A 14,567-nucleotide genomic window follows, 5' to 3' on the forward strand; every position below is an offset into this window, starting at 1 on the left:
AACCGCTGCCGCAAACGGAACACCCGCTGGACAAGCACAGCACCTTACGCACAAATGCGGGCATGGACCTGCACGCCACCTATCCCGCCCTGTCTGACCTGCGCACCCGCGCCAAGAAACGGATTCCCAAATTCGTCTGGGAATACCTCGACAGTGCAACCGGGACCGAAGCCACCAGACACCGCAACCGCGCGGGGCTTGACCGGATCGGTCTTATGCCATCGGTTTTACATGGGGAGTTCACCCCCGACCTGACGACCAATTTTTGCGGTGCTGACTTGCCCCTGCCCTTTGGCATCGCGCCCATCGGCATGTCCGGGCTGATCTGGCCGGACGCCGAAGGGCATCTCGCCCGTGCCGCCGCCCGCGCCCATATTCCCTATGGTCTGTCCACCGTCGCCGCACAAAGCCCCGAAGACCTCGCGCCGCATCTTGGTGAACATGCATGGTTCCAGCTTTATCCGCCGCGCGACACAGACATCCGCACCGATATGCTGCGCCGCGCGCGGGATGCGGGGTTCAAGACCCTGATCCTGACCGTTGATGTCCCTGTGGCCAGCCGCCGTGAACGCCAGACCCGGTCGGGCCTCACCAGCCCGCCCAAGCTGACCCCGCGCCTGTTGGCACAGATTGCCCAACGCCCCGCATGGGCCATCGGCATGGCGCAGCGGGGCATGCCGCATATGCGGATGCTGGACAAATACAGCGACGCCCGCACTGCCGGCCTACCCCCCACCGCACATATCGGATATCTGCTACGGACCTCGCCCGACTGGGAGTATGTGACATGGCTGCGCGATGCCTGGGACGGACCTTTCATAATCAAAGGAATCCTGCGCGCAGAAGACGCGACGCGATTGGAAAAAGCCGGTGTCGATGCAATCTGGGTCTCCAACCATGCAGGGCGCCAATTTGATGCGGCACCCGCCAGCATCGAAGCATTGCCAGAGATCCGCAGCGCCACCACGCTCCCGATCATCTTCGACAGCGGGGTTGAATCCGGTCTCGATATTCTGCGCGCCCTGGCACTAGGTGCAGATTTCGTCATGCTGGGCCGCGCCTTTCACATGGCATTGGCCGCCCTTGGCCCCAAGGGCATCGATCATCTCATTGAACTTCTCACCAAAGACCTGATCGCAAACATGGGCCAATTGGGTGCAACCGATCTCAAAACACTTCCCGTGCCTTTTGATCTGCACGCGCACCCAGCATTTCCAAATGGTTCCATTTCCGACCCAAAACGGTAAAAGGACTTAACGCGACGCCGCCAAACACTCGCAATCCGCCGTTTCAATCTCCTTTTGTGAGTCAAGAATGCAGCAAACTCCGTAATATCGGGTATTGCGCTGCACCGCAGCATCCCTAAAGTGCCGCTACGTCCACCAATACAAGGATCAGCACCATGACCGAGTTCGCCAAAATCCTCATCGCCAACCGCGGCGAGATTGCCATTCGCATCATGCGGGCCGCCAATGAGATGGGCAAAAAGACGGTCGCGGTCTATGCCGAAGAGGACAAGCTGGGCCTGCACCGCTTTAAGGCCGATGAGGCCTACCGCATCGGCGAGGGGCTTGGACCGGTCGCGGCCTACCTCAGCATTGATGAAATGATCCGGGTGGCCAAGGCAAGTGGTGCGGATGCGATCCACCCCGGCTATGGCCTGCTGTCGGAAAACCCCGAATTCGTGGACGCCTGCGAACACAACGGCATCGCCTTCATTGGCCCGCGTGCGGAAACCATGCGCGCCCTTGGCGACAAGGCCAGCGCGCGGCGCGTGGCAATGGCCGCTGACGTGCCGGTGATCCCCGCAACAGAAGTGCTGGGCGACGACATGGCTGCGATCAAGAAAGAAGCCGGTGCCGTCGGCTATCCGCTGATGCTCAAGGCGTCATGGGGCGGTGGCGGGCGCGGCATGCGCCCGATCAACAACGAAAAAGAACTGCCCGAAAAGGTCATGGAAGGCCGCCGCGAGGCAGAGGCTGCCTTTGGCAATGGCGAGGGCTATCTTGAAAAGATGATCCAAAGAGCCCGCCATGTCGAAGTGCAGATTTTGGGCGATAAGCATGGCAACATCTATCATCTGTTTGAACGCGATTGTTCCGTTCAGCGCCGCAACCAGAAAGTCGTTGAACGCGCGCCCGCCCCTTATTTGACCGAAGACCAGCGCGCGGAAATCTGCGAGCTGGGCCGCAAAATCTGTGCCCATGTGGATTACGAATGCGCCGGGACCGTCGAGTTCCTGATGGATATGGACGATAACAAATTCTATTTCATCGAGGTGAACCCGCGGGTTCAGGTCGAACACACCGTCACCGAAGAAGTCACCGGCATCGACATCGTGCGCGCGCAAATCCTGATTGCCGAAGGCAAGACGCTGGCCGAGGCCACAGGCAAAACCGACCAATCCCAGATCACTCTCAACGGTCACGCCCTGCAAACCCGCGTCACCACCGAGGATCCGCTCAACAATTTCATCCCCGACTATGGCCGCATCACCGCCTATCGGTCCGCCACAGGCATGGGCATCAGGCTTGACGGCGGCACAGCCTACGCAGGCGGCGTGATCACGCGCTATTATGACAGTCTATTGACCAAAGTGACTGCCAAGGCCCCGACCCCCGAAATGGCCATCGCGCGGATGGACCGGGCATTGCGCGAATTCCGGGTGCGCGGTGTTTCGACCAACATCGCTTTTGTCGAGAACCTGCTGAAACATCCGACGTTCCTCAATAACGAATACACCACCAAATTCATCGACCAGACGCCAGAGCTTTTCCAGTTCAAGAAACGCCGCGACCGCGCCACCAAAGTCCTGACGTATATCGCGGATATTACTGTGAACGGCCATCCAGAGACCAAGGATCACGCCCGTCCACCTGCCCACGTCCGCGACCCCAAGCCACCAGCCCGCCGCGCAGAGCCGCAAATGGGCACCCGCAATCTTTTGGAGCAAAAAGGCCCAAAGGCTGTGGCCGAATGGATGGGCCAGCAGCGGCAATTGCTGATCACCGACACCACCATGCGTGACGGGCACCAGTCCTTGTTGGCCACCCGGATGCGCAGCCACGACATGATCAAGGTGGCCCCCGTCTATGCCGCCAATCTGCCACAGCTTTTCAGCGTCGAATGCTGGGGCGGTGCGACCTTTGATGTGGCTTACCGGTTCTTGCAGGAATGCCCCTGGCAGCGCCTGCGCGATCTGCGGGCGAGCCTGCCCAACGTCATGACCCAAATGCTGCTGCGCGCCTCAAACGGGGTGGGCTATACCAACTATCCCGACAATGTCGTGCAAAAATTTGTGGCAACTGCCGCCAACACCGGCGTCGATGTGTTCCGTGTCTTTGACAGCCTGAACTGGGTTGAAAACATGCGCGTGGCGATGGATGCGGTGGTTGAGGCGAACAAGGTCTGCGAAGGCACCATTTGTTATACCGGCGACATCTTTGACCCCGATCGTGCAAAATATGACCTGAAATATTATGTCGCCATGGGTCAGGATCTCAAGGCCGCAGGGGCGCATGTGCTGGGCCTCAAGGACATGGCAGGCTTGCTCAAACCTGCGCAGGCCCGTGTGCTGATCAAGGCGCTGAAATCCGAGGTCGGCCTGCCAATCCACTTCCACACCCACGACACCGCAGGCAGTGCATGTGCGACCATACTTGCGGCATCAGATGCAGGTGTTGATGCGGTCGATTGCGCAATGGATGCATTTAGCGGCAACACCTCTCAGGCGACACTGGGAACGGTTGTGGAATCGCTGCGCCACACGGACCGCGACACCGGGTTGGATATGCGTGCTGTGCGCGAAATCTCTGACTATTGGGAAGAGGTGCGGGGCCAATACGCGGCATTCGAGACTGGCATGCAGGCCCCGTCATCCGAAGTTTATCTGCACGAAATGCCCGGCGGTCAGTTCACCAACCTCAAGGCGCAGGCATCTTCGCTTGGCCTTGATGACCGCTGGCCAGAAGTCGCGCGCACCTATGCGGACGTGAACAAGATGTTTGGGGATATCGTCAAGGTCACGCCCTCCTCCAAGGTCGTGGGGGACATGGCGCTGATGATGGTGTCCCAGGGGTTGACCCGAGCGCAGGTTGAAGACCCTGACACCGACGTGTCGTTTCCCGATTCCGTTATCGACATGATGCGCGGCAATCTGGGCCAGCCTCCGGGCGGCTTTCCAGATGGCATCGTGAAGAAGGTTCTCAAGGGAGAAGCTCCGAACCTTGAACGCCCCGGTAAACACCTGCCCGCTGTCGATATCGAAGCAACCCGCGCAGAGTTGTCCAAAGAACTTGAAGGGATGGAAATCGACGACGAGGATCTGTGCGGCTATCTGATGTACCCCAAGGTCTTCCTTGATTACATGGGCCGCCACCGCATTTATGGCCCGGTGCGCACCTTGCCGACACCGACATTCTTTTATGGTATGGAACCCAGCGAAGAAATCTCGGCCGAGATTGACCCCGGCAAGACCTTGGAAATCCGGATGCAGGCGGCGTCAGATACCAACGAGGATGGCGAGGTCAAAGTGTTCTTTGAACTGAATGGCCAACCCCGTGTGATCCGCACGCCGAACCGTCTGGTCAAAGCCACCACTGCCAAGCGCCCCAAGGCCGAGGCAGGCAATGACAATCACATCGGCGCGCCGATGCCGGGGGTTGTCGCTTCGGTGGGTGCTCTTGTGGGCCAAAAGGTGCGCGCGGGCGATCTGTTGTTGACCATTGAGGCGATGAAGATGGAAACCGGCATCCATGCAGAGCGTGATGCGGTGGTCAAGGCCGTCCATGTGACCGCAGGTGCGCAGATTGATGCAAAGGATCTGCTGGTCGAGTTGGAGTGAAGGGCGGGTATGATGCGTGATCCCGCAGGCTTGCCGTCTGGACATTTGTCAGCACCGCTGAGTTGAACATTGTGACTCGGCTGCGCTTGTTTAGATTCAGCATGGCCAGCGGAGCAGTCCAAATCAGCCCAACTTGGTTGTGGGAATCGCGTCGCGGGCTATATTCTAGCAAGGCGGGTATCACCCGTCTTTTTGGGAGAACATCATGAAGCAGTTAATTTTAGCCGCGACAGCGGGGATCTTGTTTGCGGGAGCGGCCTTTGCGGACGGTCATCGCAACCCGGCACCGGATGGCGCGCAGGCCTATATCATCTCACCGGCGGATGGTGCGACGGTATCAAACCCTGTAACAATTGTTTTTGGACTTGCGGGCATGGGCATTGCGCCAGCTGGCACCGAAATGGACAACACCGGGCATCATCACCTGCTGATCAATACCGACCCAGGCACGCTGGACCTCGACTCTGGGCTGCCTGCAACCGACCAGATTGTCCATTTCGGTGGCGGTCAGACACAGGTGACCAAAGAACTGCCTGCAGGCACCCACACCCTGCAAATGCTGCTGGGCGACTGGAGCCACGTGCCGCACGATCCGCCGGTCATGAGTGAGGTCGTTACAATCACGGTGAACTAGACCGGAGGCACAAACCGCATGCATCTGTCCGCCCTCACCCTGATCGTCCCCGATTATGATAGCGCGATTGCGTATTACTGCGATGTCATGGGCTTTGTCCTGACTGAGGACATTGATCAGGGCCGCAAGCGTTGGGTGCGGGTCACACCACCGGGCGGCGGCACCGGCTTCATTCTGGCACGCGCGGACGATCCAGCGCAGGTCGCCGCCATCGGCAATCAAGGTGCGGGCCGGGTCTGGCTTTTCCTGCAAACGGATGATTTTGCAGCGGATCATACCCGGCTCATAGCATCAGGCGTGCAGTTTGAAGAAGAGCCGCGCCATGAACCTTACGGCACCGTCGCCGTGTTTCGCGACACATTTGGCAACCGCTGGGATCTGATCGGCCCCTAGGCCAGATGTCCCGAAGAGCCGTCTGTTTTGCCACATTGCCTTTCCAACGATGATGTCTATCTTTTTGCCATGCCCTACGAATGGACCAGCCCGCCACAGGCCCCCCGGCAACAGATGCGCCTGTGGCCCCATCAATCCCTGCCCCCGCGCGGGTTTGCCGCGTTCATTCTGGCGACCTTTACCCTGATCCTGATCCCCACATTGCCGCTGCTGGGGACCGTTTTGTTATGGGGTCTGTTGCCTTTCACGCTCTTGGCCGTGGGCGGCATGTATCTGGCCTTGCAGAAAAACCACCGTGCCCGCCAGATCGAGGAGGTGCTGACCCTGGATGATGACACCGCGCATCTGACCCACACCAGCCCCAAGGGCGAGGTCAAGGAATGGGATTGCAACCGCTATTGGGCGCAGGTGCTGAAGTACGAAAAAGGTGGCCCGGTGCCCCATTATGTGACTTTGCGCGGGCATGGTCGAGAGGTCGAAATCGGGGCTTTCCTCAGCGAGGATGAGCGTAAAGATCTGTTTGAAGACCTCAAACGCAGTTTACATCGCTAGACTGCGCAAAGGGTCAAGCATCGCCCTGATGAACATCAATTTTGGACCTCAGGCCATTGATTTCGCAAGAAAATCAAACACGATCCGAAGCCGCCGTGAGGTTCTCAATTCCCTGTGCGCCACCAGCCATGCGTCATAGCGAAACGGCTCAAGCCACGTGGCGATGCGGGCCATGCCCGCGGTATCATCGCCAATCCTTTCGGCCATCACGCCGACGCCAATCCCCTGCTGCACCATCTGCCATTGCACCAGATGCGATCCTGAGCTTGCAATAAATTGTTGCGCCAGAATCGGCACCCCATATGCGTTCAGCCCTTCCAGGAAAGACTGGTTATCATCAAAACCGACAAAGTCCGCCTGTGCCAATTGTGCCGGTGTATCAAAAGGCCCCGCCCGATCGAGATAGCTTTGTGCGGCATAAAGGCGAGCCACCCCCGGTCGCAGCTTGCGGGCGATCAAATCCGGGTCATCAGGGGCCACATGGCGCAGTGCGATGTCTGCCTCACGGCGGCGCAGGTCACGCAACGCATTGCTCGCCACCACCTCAACCCGAATGCCGGGATAGGTGCGGCGCAGATCGGCCAGTATCGGTGGCAGCACATAGGCCGAGGTCACCTCGCTCGCTGTGATGCTGACCGGCCCCTCAATGGAATGCGCCTGTCCTGACGCGATGCGGGACAGGCCATAGGCCGCCTCACCCATGTTGCGCACATGCTCCAACATTTCGAGCCCCGCCGGGGTTGGCACCAATCCGCGCCCGGCCCGCTCAAACAACGCCACGCCAAGTTCTTCTTCAAGCGCGCTCACCTGACGGCCCAGCGTCGGCTGCGCCAACCCCAGCGCCCGCGCGGCCGCAGACAGCGACCCTTCCTCAGCCGTGACGAGGAACGCCCGCGCGCGGTTCCAATCGAATGATATTTTGCTCCAATCCATGCATTTACGCATATCATACAGGCAACTTTGGTCAATTCCATTCACATTTGTTCAGATGTAATGAAAGCCAAATCTGAATTGGAAAGAAACGCTCATGCCCGCTCAAACACCCAGCCGCCGTACCATTCGGTTTTGGAATTTCATCGCAAAGAAATATTCCAGAGACAAGATTGCAGACCAGCCCAGCTATGAGCGCAAGCTCAGCGAAACCCGCGCGCTTTTGCGCGACGACATGCAGCTGCTGGAAATCGGCACCGGTACCGGCAGCACCGCGATCCTACATGCCCCTCATGTTGCCCATATTCATGCAATCGACCTGTCACAAAAAATGCTCGACATTGCGCAGGCCAAGACCAATGCCGCCGGCGTCGATAACATCAGTTATCAAAAGACCTCAGTCGAAGAATTTGACGCAGCCAAAGGCACTTACGATGTCATCCTTGCCCTGTCGGTGCTGCATCTGGTGCAGGATTACAAAGCGACATTGGCCAAACTGCATGGCTTGTTGAAGCCGGGCGGATATCTGGTGGCCAGCACGGTCTGCATGGCCGATACGATGCCGGCATTCAAGTTTGTATCGATCCCGGGACATGCGCTTGGCCTACTGCCAAAGCTCACCTATTTTACCGCAGATACGTTGCTCTCAGAAATGCGCGTGGCGGGGTTCACGGTGCAGAGCCATTGGCGGCCCGGGCCGGCAAGGGCGCTTTTTACCATTGCCCGTAAGCTCTAGACTTCAGCAGCGCCGTTCAGCTCAAACGCTCCTTGACCATCGGTCCGACCAAGCCGAAATCCATCTGCCCGGTGTACTTGCCTTTCAGCAGGCCAATCACCTTACCCATGTCGCGGATTGAGGTGGCGCCAACTTCGGCAATCGCCTTGTCCACGGCGGCGGTGGTTTCTTCATCGCTTAACTGGCGCGGCAGGAACTCTTCGATGACCGTGATCTCTTCACGTTCGCGCTCGGCCAGATCAAGCCGCCCGCCCTCTTCGTAGGCGCGCGCCGATTCCATGCGCTGCTTGGCCATTTTGCCAAGGATCGCGAGAACTTCCGCCTCAGGGACACCGTCGTCGTTGCCTGTCGCGCGGGCTGCGATATCTTTGTCTTTGATGGCCGCGCTGATTAGACGCAGCGTCGACAGCCGATCTGCCGCCTTGTCTTTCATTGCCTGTTTGAGGGCGTCTGAGATGCGGGTACGCAATGCCATGGCTTTATCCTGTGCTCTGTCGCTTATGTAAGGCTGGGACCATAGCCGTTGCCGCATGAACAGGCAATGCCAAGTAACCTACGGTAAGGTATTGATAAGAATAGAAATCTCATTTTTGCTCGGGTCTTGACGATGGATGCGGGCAAGCGTAGGTTCCCCCCGTTTATCCACGTAAAATCTCGCCCGGAGGCACCTCCCATGTCCGCGCCCTCTCATCCCCGCCCGACCGCCTGTCTTGCCTTGGCGGATGGGTCATTGTTCTATGGCATGGGCTTTGGCGCGACGGGACAGACGGTCGCCGAGCTTTGTTTCAACACCGCGATGACCGGCTATCAGGAAGTCATGACAGACCCGTCTTATGCGGGCCAGATTGTCACATTCACCTTCCCGCATATCGGCAATGTTGGCACCAATCCCGCAGATGACGAATCCGGTGATCCGATGGCTGCCGGTATGGTGGTCAAATGGATGCCAACAGAACCCAGCAACTGGCGTAATGTGCAAGAGTTGTCACCGTGGCTGGCCGCCCGTGGCCGGATCGCAATCGGCGGCATCGACACGCGCCGCCTGACCCGCGCAATCCGCCATACCGGGGCACCGCACGCCGCATTGGCGCATGATCCCGAGGGCAATTTTGATATCGAAGCTCTGATCGCCGCAGCACGTGGGTTTGCGGGCCTCGAAGGCATGGATCTGGCCAAGGATGTGACCTGCGCACAATCGTATCGCTGGAATGAAATGCGGTGGGCATGGCCCGACGGATTTGCGCCGCAGGTTGATGCGAAACACAAGGTTGTCGCCGTGGATTATGGCGCAAAGCGCAATATTTTGCGGTGTCTTGCCTCTGCCGGCTGCGATGTGACAGTGCTGCCTGCGACGGCGACCTATGACGACATCATGGCGCATAATCCTGATGGCGTGTTTTTGTCCAATGGTCCCGGTGATCCAGCGGCGACCGGTGCCTATGCGGTGCCAATGATCCGCGATGTGCTGGACAAGACAGAGCTGCCGGTATTTGGGATTTGTCTTGGCCACCAGATGCTGGCCCTCGCTTTGGGTGCCAAAACCATCAAGATGAGCCACGGACATCACGGTGCCAACCACCCGGTCAAAGACCGCGACACCGGCAAAGTCGAGATCACCTCGATGAACCATGGTTTTGCGGTCGATGCACAGACACTGCCCGATGGCGTTCTGGAAACGCATGTCTCGCTTTTTGACGGGTCCAATTGCGGGATCCGGATGGCTGACCGGCCCGTATGGTCGGTTCAGCACCACCCCGAAGCCTCACCCGGACCACAAGACAGCTATTACCTCTTTCAACGTTTTGCCGAAGCGATGGCGGATCGCGCTGTGGCAACCCCGGCGTAATCACGCGTCTCACAACACCATTCTGGCCCACACCGTTAACTTTTCGTTAACGTATTATTAACATTGCATTAACCGTTCGCTGTCACCTTTGCCTTTGGATAGAAGTTAAGGGTGACAGGGACATGAGTAACCTTCGCCTCCATTTGCTGGACCCGCAGGTTGCAAACCCGACGCCCCCACAGCAGCCACTTGGGCGTTATCTGGTGAATGAAGGCATCATTACTGCAGCCGATCTGGTGCATGCGCTTGAGTTGCAATGCCGCATCGATGCCCCTCTTGGAGAGATCATGATCTCTGAAGGGTTGGTCAGTCGCGCTGATGTGCTGGCAGCGCTCTCTCACCAGCACAATGCCCAATTGATCAATCTGGACGACGATCCGCCACCGCAGCACCTGGCCCATTGCCTGCCCGCTGCCTTGTGTCTCAAGTTTTATGCTGTGCCCTGGATGGACGTGGACGATACCCTCTTGGTTGCCACCAGCCGACCTGACCTGTTTAAAAAACTTCGCACCTGCATGGGCCCGGCCGGGCAGCGGATGTTGCCAGTGATTTCGGAACAGACCCAAATTCAAACTCACCTGTCCCGTCTGTACGGCGCTGAGCTGGCGCAAAAGGCCGCAACACGCGTGCCCGCCGCTGAAAGCTGCCGCACATGGGAAGTAAGCTCACTATCTCGCAAGATCTGGGCGTCCGGCATCGCCGTCTTTTGCCTGCTGACCCTTGTCCTTGCACCGCTTTGGACCCTTACGGTGCTGATGATCTGGGCCTTTATGACGTTGATGATGAGCACCGCCCTCAAAGCCGCTGCTTTCTGGTCACAGATATTACATAAGCTGCCTGATAGGCCCGAAGCCGGGGACGTGAAAATGGCCCCTTTTCGGCTGCCGCGTGTGTCCATACTGGTGCCTTTGCTTCAGGAAAAAGAGATCGCCGGTGCCTTGATCACCCGGCTGGCGCGGCTGACCTATCCGAAATCCTTGCTGAACGTGGTGCTGGTCCTGGAACAGGGTGATACCGTGACCCGCCGGACCATTGCCCGCACCGATCTGCCCGAATGGATCAGCGTCATCGAAGTGCCCGAGGCCAACGGCCTGACCACAAAACCGCGCGCCTTGAACTATGCGCTCGATTTTTGTCACGGCAGCATCATCGGGGTCTGGGATGCAGAGGACGCACCAGAGCCCGATCAGCTTGAGCGGGTCGTGAACAGGTTTCAACAAGCCCCCGAAAACGTCGCCTGCCTGCAGGGCATTCTGGATTATTACAATACGCAGACCAACTGGATTTCCCGTTGTTTTACAATCGAATACGCGACGTGGTGGCGGATGATTCTACCGGGTCTCGCGCGATTGGGGTTTGTCATTCCCCTAGGCGGGACGACCCTGTTCTTTCGCCGCGATATTCTGGAAAAGCTCTGTGGCTGGGACGCGCATAACGTGACCGAGGATGCAGATCTGGGTGTGCGACTGGCCCGCCACGGCTATGTCACCGAATTGCTGCCCACCGTCACCCACGAAGAAGCAAACTGCCGCGCCTGGCCGTGGGTGCGGCAACGTTCACGCTGGCTCAAAGGGTTTTTGATCACCTGGTGCGTTCACATGCGCAACCCCGCAGCACTGTTGCGCGACCTGGGCTGGAAACGGTTTCTGGGCGTTCAAACCCTGCTGCTGGCCACGTTCTCTCAATTTGCATGTGCGCCGCTGTTATGGTCATTCTGGCTCACCGTTTTTGGGGTCTCTCACCCGGTTGCATTAACCTTGGGGGCCCCGGTCATGTGGACAATGGCCGTGTGTTTCATTGTAGCCGAGATCCTCACCCTGACAATTTCAATGGTTGCGGTGTCGGGTCGGGAACACCGGCATCTGATCGGCTGGGTATTGACCACGCCTTTCTATTTCCCGATGGGGGCGTTGGCGGCCTACAAAGGCTTGCATGAATTCATTGTAAGCCCGTTTTTCTGGGACAAGACCGAACACGGGGTACATGTGAAATCAAAGCAGTAAGGCTATTCGTCCTCGCGCCGCGCCGCCTCTTGTTTCAGCCGGGTCACGAAGGCCACCGAAATATGCGTGCGCAACGCATCATCCGCGCCATCCTCATCGCGCGCCTCAATCATTTTTACGATGTGATCATGTTCGGCCTGCGCAATCGCTCCGCGCCCTTCGACCGCCAGCGATGATGTTGCCATCAGAGCCATTGAACGGTGGACCAAATCCAATTGCTGCACCAAATAGCGGTTGTGCGAGGCGAGGTGGATCTGCTTGTGAAACCGCCGGTTCGCCCGCGCCAGTGCGCCCGGATCACCGGTAAGTGCGTTGTCTTGTTCAACCATGTCACGCAGCACACCGATCTCTTCGACGGTGGCATGACGTGCGGCAAGCCGTGCAGCCAGACCTTCAAGCTCCCCGCGCACAACATAAAGTTCCGCGGTTTGATTGTGATCAAGTGAGGCAACAATCAGGCTGCGCCCGTCGCGCGCCAGCAGCGACTGTGTTTCAAGCCGTTGCAATGCCTCGCGCACCGGGGTGCGTGACACGCCAAACCGCTCTGCCAGTTCATTCTCGACCAGCCGGTCACCGGGACGATAGATGCCAACATCAATGGCATCCAAAATCATTGAATAGGCATCTGTTGATCCGGTTTTGGGCGCAAGCATTGGAATTCTTCCTCAAAGATGCGCCACCCTACCGCCCGCGTCCATTTGCGCAAGCCTGCAGTCTTGCGTGGCCCCCCTGAACACCCTACCACAGCACCATGCCTCGTGATGCTTTCTCTCACGTTCAGACATGGGTTTTTGATCTGGACAACACGCTTTACCCGCCCTCCGCGCGGCTTTTTGATCTGATTGATGTGCGCATGACGGCATGGATCATGGATGTTCTCAACGTCGACAAGGCCGAGGCCAATCGTTTGCGCCTGCATTATTGGGAAGTTCACGGCACCACATTGGCCGGGCTGATGCGCGAACATGGTGTTGATCCTGCCGGCTATCTTGAACACGTGCATGACATATCAATGGACCGCCTGACGCCGGATCCTGCATTGGCGCAGACCATTCGCGCGCTACCCGGCAGACGGATCGTGTACACGAATGGCTGTGCGCCCTATGCCGAACGGGTGCTGGCCGCACGCGGGCTCTCAGGGCTTTTTGATGCGGTTTACGGCGTGGAACATGCCGGATTTCTGCCCAAACCTGAACGTGCCGCCTTTGACACGGTTTTCACGATTGATGGGCTCAACCCGGCGACCTCTGCCATGTTTGAGGATGATGCCCGCAATCTGGCTGCGCCACATGCAATGGGAATGCGCACCGTACATGTGGCCCCAGAGCGGGATTTGGGCGCGCATGTGCACTTTCACACCGACGATTTGGGTGGTTTTCTTCATCGACTGCTGAACTAGGTGAAAATGATGGATTTCGACTGTGACATACTGATTTCCGGGGGCGGTATTGCCGGGCTCACCGCTGCGGCGGCCTTTGGCACAGCTGGATTTGATGTGATCTGCGTTGATCCGACCCCGCCGGTAACCCGCGGTGATGCAGCCGGGGCCGACATGCGTTCTACCGCGATGCTGCAACCGGCCCGCACTGTGCTTGAGGCGGCGGGCATCTGGGCGCATCTTGCACCGCATGCCGCACCCTTGCAGATCATGCGGATTGTTGATGCAGGTGGACCTGAGCCAGAACCAAAGGTGACCCGGGAATTCGATGCGTCCGAGATATCGGATCAGCCGTTTGGCTGGAACTTTCCCAACTGGCTGCTTCGCCGCGAATTACTGGCGCGCTTGGCAGAGTTGCCGAATGTCGATTTCCGCCCCGGCACCGGCACCACGACCCTGTTCACCCGCACCGCATCTGCCCGCGTGGGCCTGACCGACGCCAGCAAGATCACTGCAAAACTGGTCATTGCCGCCGATGGTCGCGACAGCCCGATGCGTCAGGCGGCTGGTATTGAGGTCAGCACACGGCGGTATGGTCAAAAGGCACTGGCCTTTGCCGTCACCCACCCCATTCCACATGACAATGTGTCCACTGAAATCCACCGCAGCGGCGGGCCGTTCACACTGGTTCCCCTGCCGGACCGTGACGGGATGCCCTCATCCGCCGTGGTTTGGATGGATGACGGGCCCGCAACCATCGCCCGCGCTACAAGTGATGTGGCGACGTTTGAGGCGGACATGTCGCAAAGGTCCTGCCACCTTTTTGGGCCACTGACACTTGCCAGTCCGCGCGCTGTCTGGCCGATCATCAGCCAGCATGCAAAGCGTCTGTCTGGGGAACGCATCGCGCTGATTGCCGAAGCAGCGCACGTGGTGCCACCAATTGGGGCGCAAGGTCTGAACATGTCGCTCAATGACCTCGCGACCCTGTTGGAATTGGCACAAAACAGCCGCGACACATTGGGCGATGCCACGATACTTGACGCCTATCACAAGGCCCGGTTCGCCGACATTCAACTGCGGGTGCGCGGCATTGACCTGCTCAACCGCGCCTCGCAGGCCAGCAGCCCGCTGGCGCGTGACGCCCGCGCCGCAGGGCTGAACGCGCTTTATGCGATGGCCCCTGTGCGCAAGATGTTGATGCAGATGGGGCTTGGCATGCGCTAGCGGCAGGCCCACGTGGGCGCGATTT

13 protein-coding genes are annotated in these 14,567 nt (G+C 58.7%); 10 read left to right on the forward strand and 3 right to left on the reverse strand.

Going from position 1 to position 14,567, the window contains the following annotated elements; all coding sequences use genetic code 11:
- The first annotated feature begins 62 nt into the window (after positions 1-62).
- From C1J02_RS13940 to C1J02_RS13960, 5 genes are all read left to right on the forward strand, one after another.
- Entirely contained in the window at positions 63-1,247 is a 1,185-nt protein-coding gene (locus tag C1J02_RS13940) for an alpha-hydroxy acid oxidase (protein WP_114879116.1), read from the forward strand.
- A gap of 155 nt (positions 1,248-1,402) precedes the next feature.
- The gene (locus C1J02_RS13945) at positions 1,403-4,843 is read left to right on the forward strand and encodes a pyruvate carboxylase (protein ID WP_114879117.1); all 3,441 of its coding nucleotides are present in this window, start codon (positions 1,403-1,405) and stop codon (positions 4,841-4,843) included.
- A 205-nt stretch (positions 4,844-5,048) separates the two neighbouring features.
- Positions 5,049-5,477: a DUF4399 domain-containing protein gene (locus C1J02_RS13950; protein ID WP_114879118.1), complete on the forward strand. Its 429-nt coding sequence runs from the start codon at positions 5,049-5,051 to the stop codon at positions 5,475-5,477.
- Between the two features lie 18 nt (positions 5,478-5,495).
- Positions 5,496-5,870, forward strand: coding sequence for a VOC family protein (locus tag C1J02_RS13955; protein ID WP_114879119.1), 375 nt, complete (start codon positions 5,496-5,498; stop codon positions 5,868-5,870).
- Between the two features lie 69 nt (positions 5,871-5,939).
- Positions 5,940-6,422, forward strand: coding sequence for a DUF2244 domain-containing protein (locus tag C1J02_RS13960; RefSeq protein WP_114879120.1), 483 nt, complete (start codon positions 5,940-5,942; stop codon positions 6,420-6,422).
- A gap of 48 nt (positions 6,423-6,470) precedes the next feature.
- On the opposite strand, the gene C1J02_RS13965 is transcribed toward C1J02_RS13960, so the two are convergent.
- A complete protein-coding gene (locus tag C1J02_RS13965; RefSeq protein WP_114879121.1) occupies positions 6,471-7,355 on the reverse strand; it encodes a LysR family transcriptional regulator in 885 nt (294 codons plus the stop codon).
- A 94-nt stretch (positions 7,356-7,449) separates the two neighbouring features.
- Between C1J02_RS13965 and C1J02_RS13970 the strand changes: the two genes are divergently transcribed.
- The gene (locus C1J02_RS13970) at positions 7,450-8,088 is read left to right on the forward strand and encodes a bifunctional 2-polyprenyl-6-hydroxyphenol methylase/3-demethylubiquinol 3-O-methyltransferase UbiG (RefSeq protein ID WP_114879122.1); all 639 of its coding nucleotides are present in this window, start codon (positions 7,450-7,452) and stop codon (positions 8,086-8,088) included.
- 16 nt (positions 8,089-8,104) lie between these two features.
- On the opposite strand, the gene C1J02_RS13975 is transcribed toward C1J02_RS13970, so the two are convergent.
- Positions 8,105-8,563 (reverse strand): GatB/YqeY domain-containing protein, encoded by a 459-nt coding sequence (locus C1J02_RS13975; RefSeq protein ID WP_114879123.1) that lies wholly within the window; start codon positions 8,561-8,563, stop codon positions 8,105-8,107.
- 198 nt (positions 8,564-8,761) lie between these two features.
- On the opposite strand from C1J02_RS13975, the gene carA reads away from it, so the two are divergent.
- Positions 8,762-9,934, forward strand: coding sequence for a glutamine-hydrolyzing carbamoyl-phosphate synthase small subunit (gene carA / locus C1J02_RS13980; RefSeq protein WP_114879124.1), 1,173 nt, complete (start codon positions 8,762-8,764; stop codon positions 9,932-9,934).
- A 122-nt stretch (positions 9,935-10,056) separates the two neighbouring features.
- Positions 10,057-11,937 carry a glycosyltransferase gene (locus C1J02_RS13985; protein WP_114879125.1) on the forward strand — a complete coding sequence of 627 codons (1,881 nt, stop codon included), beginning with the start codon at positions 10,057-10,059 and terminating at the stop codon, positions 11,935-11,937.
- 2 nt (positions 11,938-11,939) lie between these two features.
- On the opposite strand, the gene C1J02_RS13990 is transcribed toward C1J02_RS13985, so the two are convergent.
- Positions 11,940-12,590 (reverse strand): GntR family transcriptional regulator, encoded by a 651-nt coding sequence (locus tag C1J02_RS13990; RefSeq protein ID WP_114879126.1) that lies wholly within the window; start codon positions 12,588-12,590, stop codon positions 11,940-11,942.
- Between the two features lie 98 nt (positions 12,591-12,688).
- Here C1J02_RS13990 and C1J02_RS13995 point away from each other — a divergent pair, with 98 nt between their 5' ends.
- Both C1J02_RS13995 and C1J02_RS14000 read left to right on the forward strand, forming a co-directional pair.
- Positions 12,689-13,336, forward strand: coding sequence for a pyrimidine 5'-nucleotidase (locus C1J02_RS13995; RefSeq protein ID WP_114879127.1), 648 nt, complete (start codon positions 12,689-12,691; stop codon positions 13,334-13,336).
- Between the two features lie 9 nt (positions 13,337-13,345).
- A complete protein-coding gene (locus C1J02_RS14000) occupies positions 13,346-14,542 on the forward strand; it encodes a UbiH/UbiF family hydroxylase (protein WP_205389920.1) in 1,197 nt (398 codons plus the stop codon).
- Positions 14,543-14,567 lie beyond the last annotated feature (25 nt).

This window comes from Sulfitobacter sp. SK011 (assembly GCF_003352065.1).
GTDB lineage: Bacteria > Pseudomonadota > Alphaproteobacteria > Rhodobacterales > Rhodobacteraceae > Sulfitobacter.

Bases quoted from the DNA above. Each gene is read 5' to 3' on its own strand.
- C1J02_RS13940 (WP_114879116.1), top strand. From the start codon at position 63: ATGGACCTGCACGCCACCTATCCCGCCCTGTCTGACCTGCGCACCCGC.
- C1J02_RS13945 (WP_114879117.1), top strand. From the start codon at position 1,403: ATGACCGAGTTCGCCAAAATCCTCATCGCCAACCGCGGCGAGATTGCC.
- C1J02_RS13950 (WP_114879118.1), top strand. From the start codon at position 5,049: ATGAAGCAGTTAATTTTAGCCGCGACAGCGGGGATCTTGTTTGCGGGA.
- C1J02_RS13955 (WP_114879119.1), top strand. From the start codon at position 5,496: ATGCATCTGTCCGCCCTCACCCTGATCGTCCCCGATTATGATAGCGCG.
- C1J02_RS13960 (WP_114879120.1), top strand. From the start codon at position 5,940: ATGCCCTACGAATGGACCAGCCCGCCACAGGCCCCCCGGCAACAGATG.
- C1J02_RS13965 (WP_114879121.1), bottom strand. From the start codon at position 7,355: ATGGATTGGAGCAAAATATCATTCGATTGGAACCGCGCGCGGGCGTTC.
- C1J02_RS13970 (WP_114879122.1), top strand. From the start codon at position 7,450: ATGCCCGCTCAAACACCCAGCCGCCGTACCATTCGGTTTTGGAATTTC.
- C1J02_RS13975 (WP_114879123.1), bottom strand. From the start codon at position 8,563: ATGGCATTGCGTACCCGCATCTCAGACGCCCTCAAACAGGCAATGAAA.
- carA (WP_114879124.1), top strand. From the start codon at position 8,762: ATGTCCGCGCCCTCTCATCCCCGCCCGACCGCCTGTCTTGCCTTGGCG.
- C1J02_RS13985 (WP_114879125.1), top strand. From the start codon at position 10,057: ATGAGTAACCTTCGCCTCCATTTGCTGGACCCGCAGGTTGCAAACCCG.
- C1J02_RS13990 (WP_114879126.1), bottom strand. From the start codon at position 12,590: ATGCTTGCGCCCAAAACCGGATCAACAGATGCCTATTCAATGATTTTG.
- C1J02_RS13995 (WP_114879127.1), top strand. From the start codon at position 12,689: ATGCCTCGTGATGCTTTCTCTCACGTTCAGACATGGGTTTTTGATCTG.
- C1J02_RS14000 (WP_205389920.1), top strand. From the start codon at position 13,346: ATGGATTTCGACTGTGACATACTGATTTCCGGGGGCGGTATTGCCGGG.